This is a genomic window from Pseudochrobactrum asaccharolyticum (assembly GCF_003314995.1).
Classification (GTDB): Bacteria; Pseudomonadota; Alphaproteobacteria; order Rhizobiales; family Rhizobiaceae; genus Pseudochrobactrum; species Pseudochrobactrum asaccharolyticum.
This window is the reverse complement of the sequence record NZ_QNRH01000001.1, coordinates 845,689-862,116: the sequence shown is the minus strand read 5'-3', so window position 1 is coordinate 862,116 and position 16,428 is coordinate 845,689. Positions and strand designations below refer to the sequence as shown.

The window sequence follows — 16,428 nt, the reverse complement described above, 5'->3', positions numbered from 1 at the left end:
ATTCGGTTTCTACCACACAGTGCGGTCGTGGCGGAATTGGTAGACGCGCAGCGTTGAGGTCGCTGTGGGGCAACCCGTGGAAGTTCGAGTCTTCTCGACCGCACCATTTCTCTTTTTAGAGCTCTCCCCTTATCCATACAGATACAAATTAGTTTTCCTGTCGAATATATGCGCGAAGTTGATACAATGTTATCAACCTAATAAACCGTATTAAAATTCTACAACTATTTCTAATAAATAAAATAAAAGCGCGTCTTTTCAGTGCCTTATATTTTACATCAAACCAATTCTGTCCTACTCATTAGTGGCTCATTTTCCAATATCGCTTACTAATGTGGCAGGTTTTATATCACTATACGTGCGCTTTTATTGTAGATGATAAGCTCTGAGGGAAGCTGCGTTGTTCTTGCGCTACATGTCATTGGATTTCGGCTAGCAAGTAGCACAGCCATTGATGGAGAAAGCCAACTTGCGTCAGCATAACTACGTCCAGAGTTGGGTTAAGGTATATCAACCCCTTGCAGGGTTAACTACTCTACTCACACGTTTTGTTATGGAATGTAATTTTGAAAATGCATATATCAGGCAATAAAAACAAATAAATCAATAAAATTAATTATTAAAATATTCAATAATATATATGAATTAATATTCAATTATGTAATTTTATAAAACATACAATAAAACATAAATTTTTTGTGATGAATTTAAATTCAAACTATTTTCTTATCTAAATATAATATATTATTAAAAGTTATGTTTTGAATATTAGAGAAGTGGCATGCTTGATTTTAAAAACAAAAACGAAAATCCTGTAACAATCAACTCCATGAAACTTGTTGCGGAAGGGCAATCGCGCAAGGTCTACACTTCTTTTGAACATAAAAATTTATTGATCAAAGTTCAGAAAAATGACTTCTCAGCACGCCGTTTTTTCCAGAAATGGAAAGTGCTTGTTAAGCTGCGCACTTTTTATAAGCAGACTGTGCCGTTGCAGCGCGAAATTCGCGAATATACGAAAATCAAATCCGAAGGCCAGTTAACGTCTCAATATTTGTAGCGCTTTGTCGGGCTCATTCCGACACCGCAAGGCAACGGGCTTTTGGTGGAAGCCGCACGGAGAAAAAACGGCCATCTGGCACTAACGCTGAAAGAAGTTGTTGCTGAAGGTCATTTTGATGACAAACTTCACTCGGAACTACGCAATTTCTTGCGCTGGTTTGTAGCCAGCAAGATTGTTGCGACCGATGTTCATCTCGATAATATTGTCTTTGATGAAGTCAACAACAGGCTGATACTGATCGACGGCATTGGCGATAAAACACTTATTCCATTGCGCGCATGGTTTCCGGCGCTCAATCAGATGAATAAAAAGCGCATTGCCAAAAACATTTACTCGCAGGTTGCGATAAACTTCATGTCATCCACCGTGAAGAAGAAAGCCTTGATGCTTCTCTGCTTCATTTCATGTGTGGCTTTAGGAATTGATCTGCAGGATGGCGTCCTGTTCAACTGGGTGTAAATTGCGCTGCCAAACATAAAACATCTCATGAAGGGCGCTCTTCAAGACGTCCTTCATGAGAGAAACTTCAGAAACTGAACAGATTTTACGCTTAAAACCGACGCTTCTTAGCGTGTCAACTTGGTTTCCTTGATGGTTTTACCATCATAATCATAGCGAATTTGCTGCGAAGCTGAATCCCCGTCATCCATGATAAAGGCCGGAAAACCATCTGTTTTCTTCAGCTCGCCACTTTCCAGACAGGTTCCGAATTCCTTGCTGGCACGTAAGTCCTTGCCGTCATAAGTCAGCCAGACATAAGTTGCCGGACAAGCATTGCCGCCCATCGCAAGTTGCAACAGAACACTGTCTTCATAGGTTGTCATAACCTCCGGCATATATGCGCTGTCCATGAGCAGCTCTTTATCTCCGCCCGCATGGATAACCAGCCCCTCACCTTCAACCTGATTAATCCCGATTATAACCTCACCATGCGGCAAATTCAGCCTGAGCTCCTCATCATTATCCAGCGCCATGGCTGAAACCGGTAGCAGGAAAAAGGCTGATGCAAGTAAGAAGCGGCAGCGCATGGTGGTCTCCATTTGAAGATCAGAAATATCAGAGGTTACTCTGCATTTATCAGCTGTATATTCCGCTGAAAAGCAGATTATTCCAAACGATTATCGCCAAAATTCACAAAAATACGCACCTGATCACGTCTTATCCCTGCGTATAAGCAACGCAAATCGAGCCATATGAATTACTCATTGGAAAGCTGATTTTTAAATTCATAACGTCTCTCCCAACATCAGAAATAAAGGGGAAGTCATTATGAATATGCATGTCACGAATACATTAAATGAACTGGCGCGCCTGCAAAAAATGCACAATGGCGATAAGGTCACGCCAACATTCAGCGCCGCTGAAATGAACCGTCGTCATGACGGTCTGCGCAAAATATTGCAGGAAACCGGCCTCGATGCCGCCCTGCTCACATCCTATCACAATATCTGCTATTTCGCTGATTTCGTTTATTGTTCCTTTGCCAGACGCTATGCCTTCATTGTGACAGACACGAAAGCTGTTTCAGTATCCGCAGGTGTTGATGCCGGCCAGCCGTGGCGCCGCACCTATGGTGATAATATCACCTATACCGACTGGAACCGTGACAATTATTTCTATGCCCTTCAGCAAACATTGCCTAAAGCCAAGCGTGTCGGCATTGAATTTGATCATATTGATCTGCATTTCCGGACACTGCTGGATGAGGCGTTTCCGGATGTTGAATTTGTCGATATCAGCCAGCACATCATGTGGTTCAGAACGGTCAAATCTGAAGAAGAGATCGCACTGATCAAAACAGGCACAGCAACAGCCGATGCCGGTGGTGCAGCGATTTTCAATAGCATTCATGAAAACGTGCCGGAATATGAAGTTGCAATGGCCGGAACACAGGCGATGATCCGCTACATTGCCGAAAAACTGCCCCATGCAGAACTGATGGACAGCTGGTCGTGGTTCCAGTCCGGCATCAATACCGATGGTGCGCATAATCCGGTGACCAGCCGCCGTGTTCAAAAAGGCGACATACTGTCGATGAACTGCTTTCCTATGATTGCAGGCTATTACACCGCACTGGAACGTACCATGTTCTTAGATCATGCGGATGATGCCAGCCTGAAAATCTGGGAAATTAATTGTGCCGTCCATCGTCGTGGGCTGGAGCTGCTACAACCAGGTGCCTGCTGTGGTGATATCGCCAAAGAGCTCAATGAGATTTACCGCAGCCACAACCTGCTGGGTTACAGATCCTTCGGATACGGCCATTCCTTCGGTGTGATGTGCCATTACTATGGACGTGAAGGCGGCGTGGAGCTGCGCGAAGATGTCAAAACAGTTCTGCAACCCGGCATGGTCGTTTCAATGGAACCGATGCTTTCCATTCCGGAAGGTCTACCCGGTGCCGGCGGTTATCGTGAGCATGATATCATGGTGATCGGCGAAAATAGCTCAACCAATATCACCGGATTTCCATTCGGCCCTGAGCATAATATTATCAGCGTAAAATAACGACAGGCACCGGTCATCAAGGCCGGTGCTTTTTCATAAAAAGAAAAGAAAACTATACGGGAACACGAGAGCAGCTGCTGCAACGCAGCACTGCCCAAGGAGGAATTATGTCAGCAGTTTTAAGCCCAGATAGGGGTGAAACAGCGATCAGGCAATCAGCAACATTCAGCGGCAGCGAAAGCGCAGTATCGCAGAAAACGCTGAGAAAGGTTTTGATCGCAAGCTCACTCGGCAATTTTGTTGAATGGTTTGACTATGCGTCTTACGGCTATCTCGCAACTATTATCGCCGTAGTGTTTTTTCCGGATATCGCCCCTTCTGCCGCCTTGATGGCAACATTTGCCGTCTTTGCAATCTCTTTCATTATCCGGCCGATCGGCGGTATCATCTGGGGCAGTATTGGTGACCGCATCGGACGGCGTACAGCCCTGTCCTTTTCCATCCTGATCATGTCCGGCGCAACCACGCTGATTGCGCTGCTGCCTTCCTATGCTCAGATCGGCATGATGGCGCCTGCACTCTTATTATTACTGCGTATGGTGCAAGGTTTTTCTGCCTCCGGTGAATATGCTGGTGCAACATCCTTTATCGCGGAATATTCTCCGCCGTCAAAACGCGGTCTTTACACCAGCTTAGTGCCTGCCAGCACTGCAGCAGGCTTGCTTGCCGGTTCATTGATGGCTGCAGGTCTGTTTGCCTTCCTGACACCGGCTGAAATGCAGTCATACGGCTGGAGACTGCCATTCCTGCTCGCTTTACCGCTTGGTCTGATCGGCATCTATATCCGGCTGAAAATTGAGGACACGCCTAAATTCAGAGAATTAGAAAACCAACATCGCGTTACTGCCACGCCAGCCAAAGAAATCTTCACCACCTATCGACGTGAAGTGCTTATTTCGATTGGTGTGACCAGTCTGAATGCTGTCGGTTTCTATTTAATTCTCAGCTATATGCCGACCTATCTGATTACGGAATTGAATGTCGGAGAAACAGAAGCATTTTTAACGGTCAGTATTTCACTGGCAATCTATGTCCTGTCGATTTTTGTTATGGGCGCGATCTCGGACAAAATAGGCCGCAAAGTAGCACTGATACTTGCCTCCATCCTGTTCATCGCCCTCACCGTTCCGTTGTTTGCAATGCTGGATGGTGCGACTTTAACGGGTATTATTCTTATTCAGATCGCCTTTGGTATTTTGCTGACAGTCAATGACGGTACATTGCCTTGTTTTCTCACCGAGATTTTCCCGACCCGTGTACGCTATAGCGGCTTCGCGTTTAGCTTCAATACGGCTCAGGCGTTTCTCGGCGGCACAGCGCCACTGATTGCAACCTTCCTGATCAATATCACCGGTAGCAAACTTGCACCTGCCTGGTATCTGGTGGCCATCGCCGTAGTTTCACTTCTTGCAATGTGTTTTGCACGGGAAACCGCTGGCAAACCGCTCGCGGATTAAAAACAGGCAAACGATGACCAAATATGGCACGATATGAGACACTCTCATGTCGTGCCTGTCTGTTCAGGCAGGGCAATATTTATCAGCAAATTCCAATTCAATACTATAGAGTTTTGCGAGGGGGCGCCGGCATGGATTCTTGCCGGCAAAAATTTCAGGTGGGACTGAGATGCGCAATATTCCGACAGATCTGCTCAGGACATTTGTCACCATTATTGATTTAAGAGGCTACGGGCGGGCGGGCGAACAGTTGGGGCGTACCCAGCCAGCAATCAGCCTGCAAATGAAGCGCTTGCAGGAGCTGCTCGGCACTTCATTATTTTCAAAAGACGGCGGTGCCCAGCTTACTGAATATGGCGAGACCGTTGCCAGCTATGCGCGACAAATACTGGCTCTCAACGATGAAATGATGCTGAAACTCTCAAAGCGCGAGACGATCGGCAGGCTTCGGCTTGGGATACCGAATGATTATGCCGATCATTTTCTGCCGCAACTAATGGGCAGTCTGAACAATACAACTGCCAATATGACTTTCGATATCACCTGCGACCTCTCCTACAATCTGTTACGGGGATTACGTGCAGGTCTGCTGGATATTGTGGTGGCCATGACCGCAGACGGTCCTGCAGAAGGCGTATTCATGACATGGAAAGAAACGCTTTCATGGGTGGGCGGAAATAGCGATCTACAGAATTATCCGGATGATCAAGCCAATAGTGACTTACGTATTGTCTGTTATCCGGAAGGCTGCCTCTATCGCCGCAATATGCTGACTGCGCTACAGCGGGAAGGTAAAAGCTTTGAGATTGTTTATACCAGCCCCAGTCTGACAGGCATTACCGCTGCCTTGCAAGGCGGCTTTGGCGTTACAGCATTAGCAGACCGCGTTATTCCACCGACATTGCGTGCCATCAGTGCCAATCCAAATCTCCCGCAATTGGGTGATGCGGTTGTCGGAATCTATGTCAGTACTGATAAAAACCGCTCGGCAATAGCCAAAAGTTTTGCGGCAACTCTCGCTGATATGTTCGCCACCAAGCCTTAAGAGGTAGTCTATGGAGACCGGAAGGTGGTAAATGCGGAAATAGAGGCCTCTGAAATGATCATTTCCGGCATTTCGGGAAAATTTATAAGCATATTGATATCATTGATGAATAATATGGCTTGTCACTGCAATAGTGATTTGCTACATGGCCTTCACCGAAGCAGTTCGGTTTCTACCACACAGTGCGGTCGTGGCGGAATTGGTAGACGCGCAGCGTTGAGGTCGCTGTGGGGCAACCCGTGGAAGTTCGAGTCTTCTCGACCGCACCATTCTCTCCCAAGAGAGTATTTTCAGCGATAAATAATCATCTCTTCTCCCATGCATAATCATGCAAACGGGAAAGCTGCCATCTTTTGCTGAAACACCTTCCCACGAACTAAAACTGAATATGCTTGAAATCAGGGGCATTTCGCCCCTGTGTTATTAAGCTGCAATAACACGCTCCACCGCAGCTTCTGCGTGGATCGCTGTCGTATCATAAATCGGCACTGCACTATCCTCAGGGCGCACAAGCAACATAATTTCCGTACAGCCCAGAATAACCGCCTCAGCGCCCTGCCCGACAAGGCGGGCAATCACATCACGATACATCTGGCGGGACGTCTCTTTGACTTCACCTTGCACTAGTTCATCATAAATAATGCGATGGACAGTTTTGCGGTCATCGTCATTTGGCACCAAAACCTCAAGACCGTGCTGGTTAATCAGCCGCCCTTTATAGAAATCCTGTTCCATCGTGAAAGCAGTTCCCAGCAGACCAACTTTTTTAAGCCCTGCGGTTTTTATGCGCTCTGCAGTCGGATCTGCAATATGAATAAGCGGGATATTGATTGCGACCTGCACCTCATCAGCCATGCGGTGCATTGTATTGGTGCAAATAAGCAGGAAATCAGCCCCGCCACGCTCCAGACTTTGCGCGGCCTTAATCATCTCAATGGTTGCATCATCCCAGCGCCCTGCATGTTGCAGCGCTTCAATCTCTGCAAAGTCAAACGACCACATCAGACATTTGGCTGAATGCAAACCACCAAGCCTGTCCCGGACAAGCTCATTGATGATACGATAATATTCAGCTGAACTTTCCCAACTCATGCCTCCGATGAGGCCAATAAGCTTCTGTGCCACCCTGTTTCTCCTGTTTGATCCGCTTTTATCAAACACAGAGCATGAATGAAATATCAGGCTGCATGGACTTATTTACTATTTGTAAGAATGCGTTTCACTACATACAACTTACGTGCTCTGTTGCTAATCCTGCCGTTCCAAAGCAGACAATAAGACCAAAAGTCATTATCATGATATGGCTTTCAACTATGAACGATCGTATGAAGCGAAGGTGCGGAGAAAATCCCCATCGCCACAAAGTCATAATACTCCATACAATGAGCACGAAAAACACAATGCCTGAAAACGGGATGAAAAACACAAGGGGCCAACAACTTGCTAAAGTGCCGGAGCCGGCAGTTACATAAGCCAATATTGCTAATATTACCCAGAATACGATATGCATTTGCAACGTCCGTTTCCAAATTAGATTCACAGTAATCAACCCTTGTTGCCTCCAAATAAAATCTACATTTACATAACGCAGTAATTTCATCCCCTCAACATACGCATAGCCTTTGAATTAATTTTAAATTCGTCCAAAAAATTCTATAATCACGTATTTTTAAACATGGTTAATTTCTGGCAACTTTTCCAGTTCCCTCACCTTCTGCTATAGGCTAGCTTACGCTTAATTTTAGTCTCTACGGGGAGCAGATATGGATATCCGTCCATTTCACCAAGATGATGCCGCGCATTTGTGCAACTGGTTTGCCAGTGAGGCTGAACTCATTCAATGGGGCGGTCCCCTTTTGAAATATCCCCTTTGCGAACAGCAAATTGAGCAAATGCAAAGCGAGACTGAAGGCAATAAGCCGCAGCGCCTGATGTTCAGCGCCTTTTACAATCAGGAACTGGTAGGTCATGCTCAGCTCGTTCTTGACTGGCAGCACGGTGTCGCCCGTCTGGGGCGCGTTGCAGTTAATCCGACCTATCGTGGCCAGCGCCTTACCCAGCCGTTTTTGCAGCAGATCATCAAGCGTCTCTTCGATCAGGAGGAATTCTCCCGTCTCGAACTGAATGTATTTACATTCAACCGCGCTGCCATTCAGACCTATCGCAAACTCGGTTTTCAGCTTGAGGGCATCCGCCGCTCCTGCCTGCAGGTCGGCAATGAACGTTGGGACACAGCAATCTTCGGTATGTTGCGCAGCGATATCAAAACAGCAGAAAGCCTTTGCGCCTTAGCCAGTTGATAATCAGGCTTTCATAGCAGAGCGGTCAATTTGCCATCTGGATTTTTTTGACCGCAATCTCTACCTGATTGCCATCATGACAGAAAACGCCCCTGCACAGAGTCGCCCTGCGACTAATCGCAATGATTTATCCGCTCAGTTTCTTAGCACTGATGGCTCCCCGCCGGTTGAATGGCTGGTTGCTGATGGTCTGACATCCTACCCTGATGCGGAAGCTTTTATGGAAGCACGCGTTGCCGCCATTCGTGATGGCGGAGCCAATGAGCTCGTGTGGCTGGTGGAACATCCGCCGCTTTATACCGCCGGTACCAGTGCGCGTGATGAAGATTTGCTAACGCCAGATCGTTTTCCGGTTTACAAGACCGGACGCGGCGGTGAATTTACCTATCATGGCCCGGGGCAGCGTGTGGCTTATGTCATGCTTGATCTCAAGCGTCGCCGTGAAGATATCCGCGCTTTTGTAGCAGCGCTGGAACAATGGATCATCACCACACTTGATAATTTCAATATCAAAGGCGAACGGCGCGAAGACCGCGTTGGCGTCTGGGTTGCGCGACCGGAAAAACCGCGCCTCGCGAATGGTGCAATGGCAGAAGATAAGATCGCAGCAATCGGCATTCGTATGCGCCGCTGGGTCAGTTTTCACGGCATTGCCCTTAACGTGGAACCGCAGCTTGAAAACTTCGGTGGCATCGTTCCTTGCGGTATTGCTGAATATGGAGTGACCAGTCTGGTTGATCTGGGATTGCCTGTCACTATGGACGATCTGGATATGGCATTGAAGCAAAGTTTCAATGATGTCTTTGGTGATGTGAAATAACAGACAATTTAAATAAGTTATTGTTTTATATTAAAAAGGCGGCACTTAAGCCGCCTTTTTTCTTTTCTCTAAACTGAGAGTACGGCCTTTTCTGCCTCAGCACTGCGCTTGCGCTCACGGATGAAAACATAGATCCCTGAGCCGATAATAATCGCAATACCAAACCATTTAGACAGGCTCGGGAAGTCACCGAAAAACAACAAACCGACCGTGACCGCCATAACAATTTCAACATATTGGAATGGTGCCAGAATGGAGGCCGGTGCCAGCTGGAATGCACGCACCACCAGCAAATGACCGCTGGCCGCGAAGACACCAATCATGAGCAGCATGAACCACGGAAACAGCGTGTGCGGCAATGCAAATTGCAGATCAGGAATAGCAGCTGTATGGCCAAAGATCATAACCGCAATCCCCATGATACTGCCTCCAATACCGGCATAAAACTGCATCACGACCGGACGCTCATTAAGGCCAAATTTGCGATTGAGCACCAAATAGACCGCGAACAAGAAGGCGGAAATCGCCGGCAAAACCGAGAGCCAGCCGAAAACGCTCCAGCTTGGCTGAATAACGATGACTGTGCCAAGCAACCCGACAAGCACAGCACTCAAGCGGCGCCAGCCCACCTTCTCATTAAGGAAAATCATCGAGAGAACGGTCAGAATAAGCGGTTCCACAAAGAACACAGCCAGCGCATCGGCCAGCGGCATATATTTGACCGCGGTGAAAAAGCAGAGACTACCGAGAGCCAGCAAACAACCGCGAAACAGATTGCCCCAGAGATGTTGGGTTTTCAGCCCAAAACCACGGCTAAAAATGATAATCGCTGCAAAGCTGAGGATACCCTGCACAAAAAAACGCATAAAACTGATCGTGCCGGGCGGAATATTCTCTTCCATTGCCAGCCACTTGCCGGTGGCGTCCATCAGCGGCACAATAAGCATGGCACAGATCATGGTGATCATTCCGCGCACATGCGGCTGCAACCGGTTCTGCATTGTCATTCCTCTGCGGCTACGCCGCTTTTATCTCGGGCCTCTGCGGTTACACCGCGTTTATTTCGGGCTGCTCGGGCAGCGTTATTTCCATATTCAGCGTTCTCATCACGGCTTGCCCGCTAACGCAACACCTCTCTCCGGCTGCGCGTTTTATTGTCCCGTGCCGTCACTTTAAGGCCACAGCAGCACACCTGAAGACGAATGCCGGATTTGACAATTCCCGTGTAATTGTCCAAACAAAATAAAATCTGCGGAAAAGTCAGGATTACCGGCATTTAAACAGGAACGTATAGCGAACCTTTGTCGCTTTACTTGTTGAAACATGCCAAAATCTCGGTGATTCGATTTTCCATAATTCCGGTGCGGTTTTGAAATTCAGAACTGAATATTCCGCTCCGTAATTTTGTTTCCCGCATTTATGCGACGCTGAATCTCTGTTCAGCAGCAAAATGCTCCGTAATCTATTTGAACGAACAGGCCGGCCATTCCACATGGATAATAGCGACGATCTTTTTGCGAATATTCTCAACAATGCACGCGGGCGGCAGGTGTCTCAGCCTGAGGTGTCCGCGGATATTGCTGAAACTGTCGCCACCCCTGTGCCTGCACAGCCTTCGCCTGTGAGCAAGCCAGAAATTGCTGCAAGCGCGCCTGCTCCGGCAGCTCCTGCACAAAAAACAGCTGCTGAAATGCGCTCGGCTCCGAGTAACTCAGATGGCAGTGATTATAATGCTTCCGCCATCCGTGTTCTTGAAGGGCTGGAACCGGTACGTCTGCGTCCCGGCATGTATATCGGCGGTACTGATGAAAAAGCGTTGCACCATCTGTTTGCCGAAGTCATCGACAACGCGATGGACGAGGCGGTTGCCGGTCATGCCAATTTCATTGATGTTAATCTTGATGCCGAAGGCTTCCTGACAGTCAGTGATAATGGTCGTGGTATTCCGGTTGAACTTCACCCTCAGGTGCCGGGCAAATCAACGCTTGAAGTGATTATGACTAAGCTTCATGCCGGCGGTAAATTCGACGGCAAAGCCTATGAGACCTCCGGTGGTCTGCATGGTGTTGGTGTTTCTGTGGTCAACGCCTTGTCCGACCTGCTGGAAGTCGAAGTCGCCCGTGCCCGCCGCCTCTATCGTCTGCGTTTTTCCCGCGGGCTGCCGCTGGGTGATCTGGAAGAACTCGGTGAAGTCCATAACCGCCGTGGTACGCGGGTGCGTTTCCATCCGGATCCGGAGATTTTCGGCAAAAACGTCAAATTTGACCCAGAGCGCCTGTATCGTATGGCGCGGTCGAAAGCCTATCTGTTTGGCGGCGTAGAAATCCGCTGGTCCTGTGATCCGTCTTTGCTTGATCCTAAAAAGGGCATTCCGGATAAAGCTGTTTTCCATTTTCCAGGTGGTCTGAAAGACTTTCTCTCAGCCTCACTCGGCAAAGAATTTATGGTCACCAGAGAAATTTTCTCCGGCAAGACGGAAAAGCAAGGCGGTCACGGTGCTGTCGAATGGGCGGTGGCATGGTATGGCGGTGACAGCTTTGTTCACTCCTATTGTAACACCATTCCAACCGGTGAAGGCGGTACGCATGAAGCGGGTCTGCGCCTTGCACTGACGCGCGGCCTCAAAGCCTATGCGGAACTGACCAACAATAAACGCGCCTCGGTGATCACCACTGATGACGTGATGATTTCTGCTGCCGGTATGATGTCGGTTTTCATCCGTGAGCCGGAATTCGTTGGTCAGACCAAGGATAAGCTGGCGACTGTTGAAGCGCAGCGTATTGTTGAAAATGCGATCCGCGATCCTTTTGACCATTGGCTTGCCGCCTCGCCGCAGGAAGCATCAAAACTGCTCGATTGGGTTGTTGAGCGTGCGGAAGAACGCCTGCGCCGCCGTCAGGAAAAAGAAACCACTCGTAAGACAGCAACCCGTAAGTTGCGTCTGCCGGGCAAACTGGCTGACTGCTCGCAAAATTCCGCAGCCGGTGCAGAATTGTTCATCGTTGAGGGTGACTCGGCGGGCGGTTCTGCCAAACAGGCGCGTAACCGCACCAATCAGGCGATTTTGCCGCTGCGTGGTAAAATCCTCAACGTGGCCAGCGCCGGACGCGATAAGCTGACGGCAAACCAGCAGATCGGTGATCTGGTGCAGGCGCTTGGCTGTGGCACCCGCAAGAACTACCGTGAAGATGATCTACGCTATGACCGCATCATTGTGATGACAGATGCTGACGTGGATGGTGCGCATATTGCCTCGCTGCTGATCACCTTCTTCTATCAGGAAATGCCGCAGCTGATTACCGGTGGACACCTGTTCCTTGCTGTGCCGCCGCTGTATCGCCTCAGCCAAGGTGGTAAGGTCGCCTATGCCCGTGATGATGCGCATAAGGACGAACTGATGCGCACAGTCTTTACCGGCAAAGGTAAAGTTGAGCTTGGCCGCTTTAAAGGTCTTGGTGAAATGCGTGCTGAGCAGCTTAAAGAAACCACGATGGATCCGAGCAAGCGTACTTTGCTGCGTGTGGAACTCTTTGAGGATGAAAGCGGCTCGACCAAAAACACTGTAGATGACCTGATGGGCACAAAGCCGGAAGCCCGCTTCCGCTTCATTCAGGAAAATGCTGAATTCGTTCAGGAACTGGATATCTGATGAATTAAAAGCCGGTGTTATCACCGGCTTTTTTATGAACATCTCCGATCAGACCACTTGCACTTTTAGTAATGCGCTCTCGCTTATATCCGAAGGCAGGATACATTAATCCGTAAATCTGGTGGTTCTTCTTTTATACAATGCCAAGGATAATGGCATTTGAGGTAATTCAAGCCTCAACAGCGCTCAATAATCATCCAGATCAGGAATACGGCCAAAAGCGATTTTGCCGCCTATGTAAGAGCCGGGGGCGATGGACGGGCCGAGACTTAAAGCATCCGAACCGAATTGTTTGCGCACGCGGTCAAGCGTGTCAGATACCTGTTCCCAGCGTTGCTGGCGCTGCTTTTGCTGCGGCTCATCAAACAGGTCATGACTATCTACCACCTCGCCGGACAGATGATGCAGATAAATATGCACATTCTTGATCCGCCTGAAATCCGTGCCACGAAATGCCGGATGCATCAGCAAACGCCGGTGTAATTGCCCCAGACAGGTGAGAAAACAATGATCATCGCGTGACGGCGGAAAAACGCCCTCAACAGAAATAGATTCCTGTCCTTTTATCCGCCAGCCATAGACCAGAGCACCGGCGCGGTAATGCTCTTTACGCAAACGTCGCGAGGCGCTCATACAAAGCAGGCGCGCGCATTGCAGAATTTTATCCGGCTGGCGCCAGTCCCGCGGCAGCACACGGCCATGTCCGAACATCCGGCGCTGCGTTTCCTGTTTCTCGACCGCATAGCCATGCAGTCCGGCGATAAATCGCTCGCCTTCAACACTACCCCAGATTGCGCGCCCCTGTTTCGGACTGATCTTCCAGAGCTCCTCAACTGTTGTGATGCCGGAGCGTAGCAGGCGTGCCTCTACACCCGCGGCAATACCGGGCAAATCACGCAATTGCAGTTTCAGGAAACGGCGGGGAATATCTTCCGGCCGCACAATGACCAAACCGTCTGGCTTGTCGATTTCAGCCGCGATTTTTGCAAGCAGCTCATTGGGCGCAACGCCAATGGAACAAGTCAGAGCAGAGCCAAGCTTTTCACGCAATGCCGCTTTAATCGCCAATCCCAGAGCCTCAGCCTGACGGGATTCTGACGGCAGCAAACGGCAAACCAACTCATCAATCGAGCGCACATCACCGATCGGCAAAACCGTATCAATAATATCCAGTATCTTATGATGCAGTTTGACATATTCATCCGGCCGCGCCTCAATTATTGCAATATCGGGGCAGCGTTCACGGGCTTCGCGCACAGACGTTCCGGTTTTCAAGCCGAACTTCTTGGCTTCTTTACTGGCTGCGATCAGGCCGGTGAATTCACTGGCATGGGGTACAACGCCAACCGGCCTGCCCTGCAGGGCAGGATTCATCTGCTGCTCGGCACTGGCAAAAAAACTGTCAAAATCGAGATATAGCCGTTCCGGCAGATCAGGTTTACGCATGGGTGTTGTTCCGCACTAATTGCAGAACAAAATAAGAACATTTAACAGATTTAGCAAGCTGATATTACAAATCGGCCTGCATTTTCACCTTTTCCACAACACGCGCCAGACTGTCCGACCATTCCTCATAACGGCGAATAATCCGGAAGCCGCATTTTTCATAAAGCTTTATCGCTGGAAGATTACGCGCATGAGTGCCGATTTCCGCGCTCTGAAACCCGAGCAAAACAATCTGCGCCAACAGTGCATCAACCAGCAAAGTACCTATACCCTGTCCGTGATGCGCCGGATCCACCCAAATGTCTGAAATATAATTCTGATTACTGTCGCGTGCGCCCCAGCCACAGATCACACCATCCTGCTCGGCAACCAGAATGTAATCTGTGTAATCTTGCACTGAACGTAAAAAAGCCAGTTCAGCGCGTCTGCGCTGATCCGGCTCTTCGGTTTCAAAGCTGAATATATGGGAAGACCATGCATCAGCCCCGATGCGGGCAATAACCGCCAGATCAGCGTTTGTTGCCTGTCGGAGCTGCATGCGGTTTTACCACCAGCGTTTTGCTGTGAAGCTGCCTGCGGACTGCTCAATCACATGGGCAGCCTGGAACAGTGCTTCTTCTTCAAACGGACGGCCAATCAGCTGCAAGCCCAGTGGCAGACCGGTTTCGGACAGACCCGCCGGTACTGAAATACCTGGCAGACCAGCCATGTTCACAGTGACCGTAAAGATGTCATTGAGATACATTTTCACCGGATCAGCAGCCAGCTCTTTATCGCCCAGCTTGAAAGCAGCCGATGGTGTTGCAGGTGTCAGAATTGCATCCACACCGGCAGCAAACACATCCTCAAAGTCTTTCTTGATCAATGTGCGGATTTTCTGTGCCTTAACATAATAGGCGTCATAATAACCGGCTGAAAGCACATAGGTGCCGATCATGATACGGCGTTTAACTTCCGCACCAAAACCTTCCGCACGGGTGTTTTCGTACATTTCAACAATGTCTTTGCCCGGAACACGCAGACCATAGCGAACGCCGTCATAACGTGCGAGGTTCGACGATGCTTCCGCCGGAGCAACGATGTAATAAACGGCAAGCGCCTGATCTGTATGCGGCAGCGAAATATCAACAACTTCCGCGCCGGCATCTTTCAGCCACTGAACGCCCTGCGCCCAGAGCTTTTCGATTTCAGCCGGCATACCATCAATGCGATATTCGCGCGGAATACCGATTTTCATGCCTTTTACGGATTTGCCAAGCGCTGCTTCATAATCAGGAACCGGCAGATCAACAGAAGTTGTATCTTTCAGATCAACAGAAGCCATCGACTTCAACAGGATTGCACTGTCACGAACGTCGCGGGCAATCGGACCGGCCTGATCAAGCGAAGATGCGAAAGCAATCGTGCCCCAACGGGAAACACGGCCATAAGTCGGCTTGATACCAACAGTGCCGGTGAACGCCGCAGGCTGACGGATCGAACCACCGGTATCAGTTGCTGTAGCACCGGCGCACAGACGCGCAGCCACAGCTGCAGCAGAACCACCGGAAGAACCGCCCGGAACCAGCTTATCTTCTGAGCCTTCTGCGCGCCAAGGGCTGACAACAGGGCCGTAATAGGATGTTTCGTTGGAGGAGCCCATTGCGAACTCGTCCATGTTCAACTTGCCGAGCATAACCGCGCCGTCTGCCCAGAGATTGGCTGTGACGGTTGATTCATATTCCGGCTTGAAGCCATCGAGAATATGCGAGCAGGCCTGAGTGTGATCGCCTTTGGTGGCGAACAAATCTTTCACGCCGAGCGGAATACCTTCCAGCGCACCGGCCTCACCTTTTGCCAGACGCTCATCCGAAGCTTTGGCCATCGTGCGGGCTTTGTCATGAGTAACACTGACATAAGCATTGAGCGCGCCATTGGCCGCATCAATTGCATTGAGATAAGCATCGGCCAGTTCGGTTGCTGTAAAGGCTTTGGCCTTCAGCTTGTCGCGCGCCTCGGCAATCGTGAGTGCGGTTAAATCAGTCATGGTTTAAATCCTGTTTAGGCTTTTCATCTGCCATTTTTTGTCTCAATCACCGCTTTAAACGGGAGCAATATAGCTCTTGATCGACGGAAAACAGCTGTCGGACGGTTGAGCGCA

General features: G+C 49.3%; 13 protein-coding genes, 2 tRNA genes and 1 pseudogene. 10 read left to right on the top strand and 6 right to left on the bottom strand.

Translation table 11 applies throughout. From position 1 onward, the window contains the following. The first annotated feature begins 21 nt into the window (after positions 1-21). The 3 genes and pseudogenes from DFR47_RS03985 to DFR47_RS03975 all read left to right on the top strand — a co-directional run. A tRNA-Leu gene (locus tag DFR47_RS03985) sits at positions 22-106 on the top strand. Positions 107-781: 675 nt separating this feature from the next. After that, positions 782-1,060, top strand: a complete 279-nt coding sequence (locus DFR47_RS03980) for a hypothetical protein (protein ID WP_113943041.1) — start codon at positions 782-784, stop codon at positions 1,058-1,060. A 12-nt stretch (positions 1,061-1,072) separates the two neighbouring features. Beyond that, positions 1,073-1,522 (top strand): annotated as a pseudogene (locus DFR47_RS03975) (YrbL family protein); the annotation flags it as partial. 107 nt (positions 1,523-1,629) lie between these two features. On the opposite strand, the gene DFR47_RS03970 reads toward DFR47_RS03975, so the two are convergent. After that, a complete protein-coding gene (locus DFR47_RS03970; protein ID WP_113943039.1) occupies positions 1,630-2,091 on the bottom strand; it encodes a hypothetical protein in 462 nt (153 codons plus the stop codon). A gap of 241 nt (positions 2,092-2,332) precedes the next feature. Between DFR47_RS03970 and DFR47_RS03965 the strand changes: the two genes are divergently transcribed. The 4 genes from DFR47_RS03965 to DFR47_RS03950 all read left to right on the top strand — a co-directional run bounded on the left by DFR47_RS03965 (position 2,333) and on the right by DFR47_RS03950 (position 6,342). Beyond that, on the top strand, positions 2,333-3,571 hold the full coding sequence (locus DFR47_RS03965) for an aminopeptidase P family protein (protein ID WP_113943038.1): 1,239 nt from the start codon (positions 2,333-2,335) through the stop codon (positions 3,569-3,571). 107 nt (positions 3,572-3,678) lie between these two features. Then, a complete protein-coding gene (locus DFR47_RS03960) occupies positions 3,679-5,028 on the top strand; it encodes an MFS transporter (protein WP_113943037.1) in 1,350 nt (449 codons plus the stop codon). Positions 5,029-5,197: 169 nt separating this feature from the next. After that, positions 5,198-6,073, top strand: coding sequence for a LysR substrate-binding domain-containing protein (locus DFR47_RS03955; protein ID WP_113943036.1), 876 nt, complete (start codon positions 5,198-5,200; stop codon positions 6,071-6,073). A 184-nt stretch (positions 6,074-6,257) separates the two neighbouring features. Further along, a tRNA-Leu gene (locus tag DFR47_RS03950) sits at positions 6,258-6,342 on the top strand. Positions 6,343-6,496: 154 nt separating this feature from the next. Here DFR47_RS03950 and DFR47_RS03945 read toward each other — a convergent pair. Next, complete coding sequence (locus DFR47_RS03945) at positions 6,497-7,198, bottom strand: aspartate/glutamate racemase family protein (protein ID WP_281011551.1); 702 nt, start codon at positions 7,196-7,198, stop codon at positions 6,497-6,499. Between the two features lie 638 nt (positions 7,199-7,836). On the opposite strand from DFR47_RS03945, the gene DFR47_RS03935 reads away from it, so the two are divergent. Further along, positions 7,837-8,373, top strand: coding sequence for a GNAT family N-acetyltransferase (locus tag DFR47_RS03935; RefSeq protein ID WP_113943034.1), 537 nt, complete (start codon positions 7,837-7,839; stop codon positions 8,371-8,373). A 76-nt stretch (positions 8,374-8,449) separates the two neighbouring features. Beyond that, on the top strand, positions 8,450-9,193 hold the full coding sequence (gene lipB / locus DFR47_RS03930) for a lipoyl(octanoyl) transferase LipB (protein WP_113943033.1): 744 nt from the start codon (positions 8,450-8,452) through the stop codon (positions 9,191-9,193). Between the two features lie 68 nt (positions 9,194-9,261). Here the strand turns inward: lipB and DFR47_RS03925 are convergent, their stop codons facing one another. Then, a complete protein-coding gene (locus DFR47_RS03925) occupies positions 9,262-10,194 on the bottom strand; it encodes a DMT family transporter (RefSeq protein ID WP_113943032.1) in 933 nt (310 codons plus the stop codon). A 491-nt stretch (positions 10,195-10,685) separates the two neighbouring features. Here DFR47_RS03925 and parE point away from each other — a divergent pair, with 491 nt between their 5' ends. Further along, positions 10,686-12,842 carry a DNA topoisomerase IV subunit B gene (gene parE, locus DFR47_RS03920; protein WP_170137432.1) on the top strand — a complete coding sequence of 719 codons (2,157 nt, stop codon included), beginning with the start codon at positions 10,686-10,688 and terminating at the stop codon, positions 12,840-12,842. A gap of 186 nt (positions 12,843-13,028) precedes the next feature. On the opposite strand, the gene DFR47_RS03915 is transcribed toward parE, so the two are convergent. From DFR47_RS03915 to gatA, 3 genes are all read right to left on the bottom strand, one after another. After that, entirely contained in the window at positions 13,029-14,288 is a 1,260-nt protein-coding gene (locus DFR47_RS03915; protein ID WP_113943031.1) for a Y-family DNA polymerase, read from the bottom strand. A 64-nt stretch (positions 14,289-14,352) separates the two neighbouring features. After that, complete coding sequence (locus DFR47_RS03910; protein WP_113943030.1) at positions 14,353-14,826, bottom strand: GNAT family N-acetyltransferase; 474 nt, start codon at positions 14,824-14,826, stop codon at positions 14,353-14,355. A 6-nt stretch (positions 14,827-14,832) separates the two neighbouring features. Continuing rightward, positions 14,833-16,314 (bottom strand): Asp-tRNA(Asn)/Glu-tRNA(Gln) amidotransferase subunit GatA, encoded by a 1,482-nt coding sequence (gene gatA / locus DFR47_RS03905; RefSeq protein ID WP_113943029.1) that lies wholly within the window; start codon positions 16,312-16,314, stop codon positions 14,833-14,835. Positions 16,315-16,428: the final 114 nt, after the last annotated feature.

Coding starts and splice junctions, on each gene's coding strand:
- DFR47_RS03980 (WP_113943041.1), top strand. CDS start 782: ATGCTTGATTTTAAAAACAAAAACGAAAATCCTGTAACAATCAACTCC.
- DFR47_RS03970 (WP_113943039.1), bottom strand. CDS start 2,091: ATGCGCTGCCGCTTCTTACTTGCATCAGCCTTTTTCCTGCTACCGGTT.
- DFR47_RS03965 (WP_113943038.1), top strand. CDS start 2,333: ATGAATATGCATGTCACGAATACATTAAATGAACTGGCGCGCCTGCAA.
- DFR47_RS03960 (WP_113943037.1), top strand. CDS start 3,679: ATGTCAGCAGTTTTAAGCCCAGATAGGGGTGAAACAGCGATCAGGCAA.
- DFR47_RS03955 (WP_113943036.1), top strand. CDS start 5,198: ATGCGCAATATTCCGACAGATCTGCTCAGGACATTTGTCACCATTATT.
- DFR47_RS03935 (WP_113943034.1), top strand. CDS start 7,837: ATGGATATCCGTCCATTTCACCAAGATGATGCCGCGCATTTGTGCAAC.
- lipB (WP_113943033.1), top strand. CDS start 8,450: ATGACAGAAAACGCCCCTGCACAGAGTCGCCCTGCGACTAATCGCAAT.
- DFR47_RS03925 (WP_113943032.1), bottom strand. CDS start 10,194: ATGCAGAACCGGTTGCAGCCGCATGTGCGCGGAATGATCACCATGATC.
- parE (WP_170137432.1), top strand. CDS start 10,686: ATGGATAATAGCGACGATCTTTTTGCGAATATTCTCAACAATGCACGC.
- DFR47_RS03915 (WP_113943031.1), bottom strand. CDS start 14,288: ATGCGTAAACCTGATCTGCCGGAACGGCTATATCTCGATTTTGACAGT.
- DFR47_RS03910 (WP_113943030.1), bottom strand. CDS start 14,826: ATGCAGCTCCGACAGGCAACAAACGCTGATCTGGCGGTTATTGCCCGC.
- gatA (WP_113943029.1), bottom strand. CDS start 16,314: ATGACTGATTTAACCGCACTCACGATTGCCGAGGCGCGCGACAAGCTG.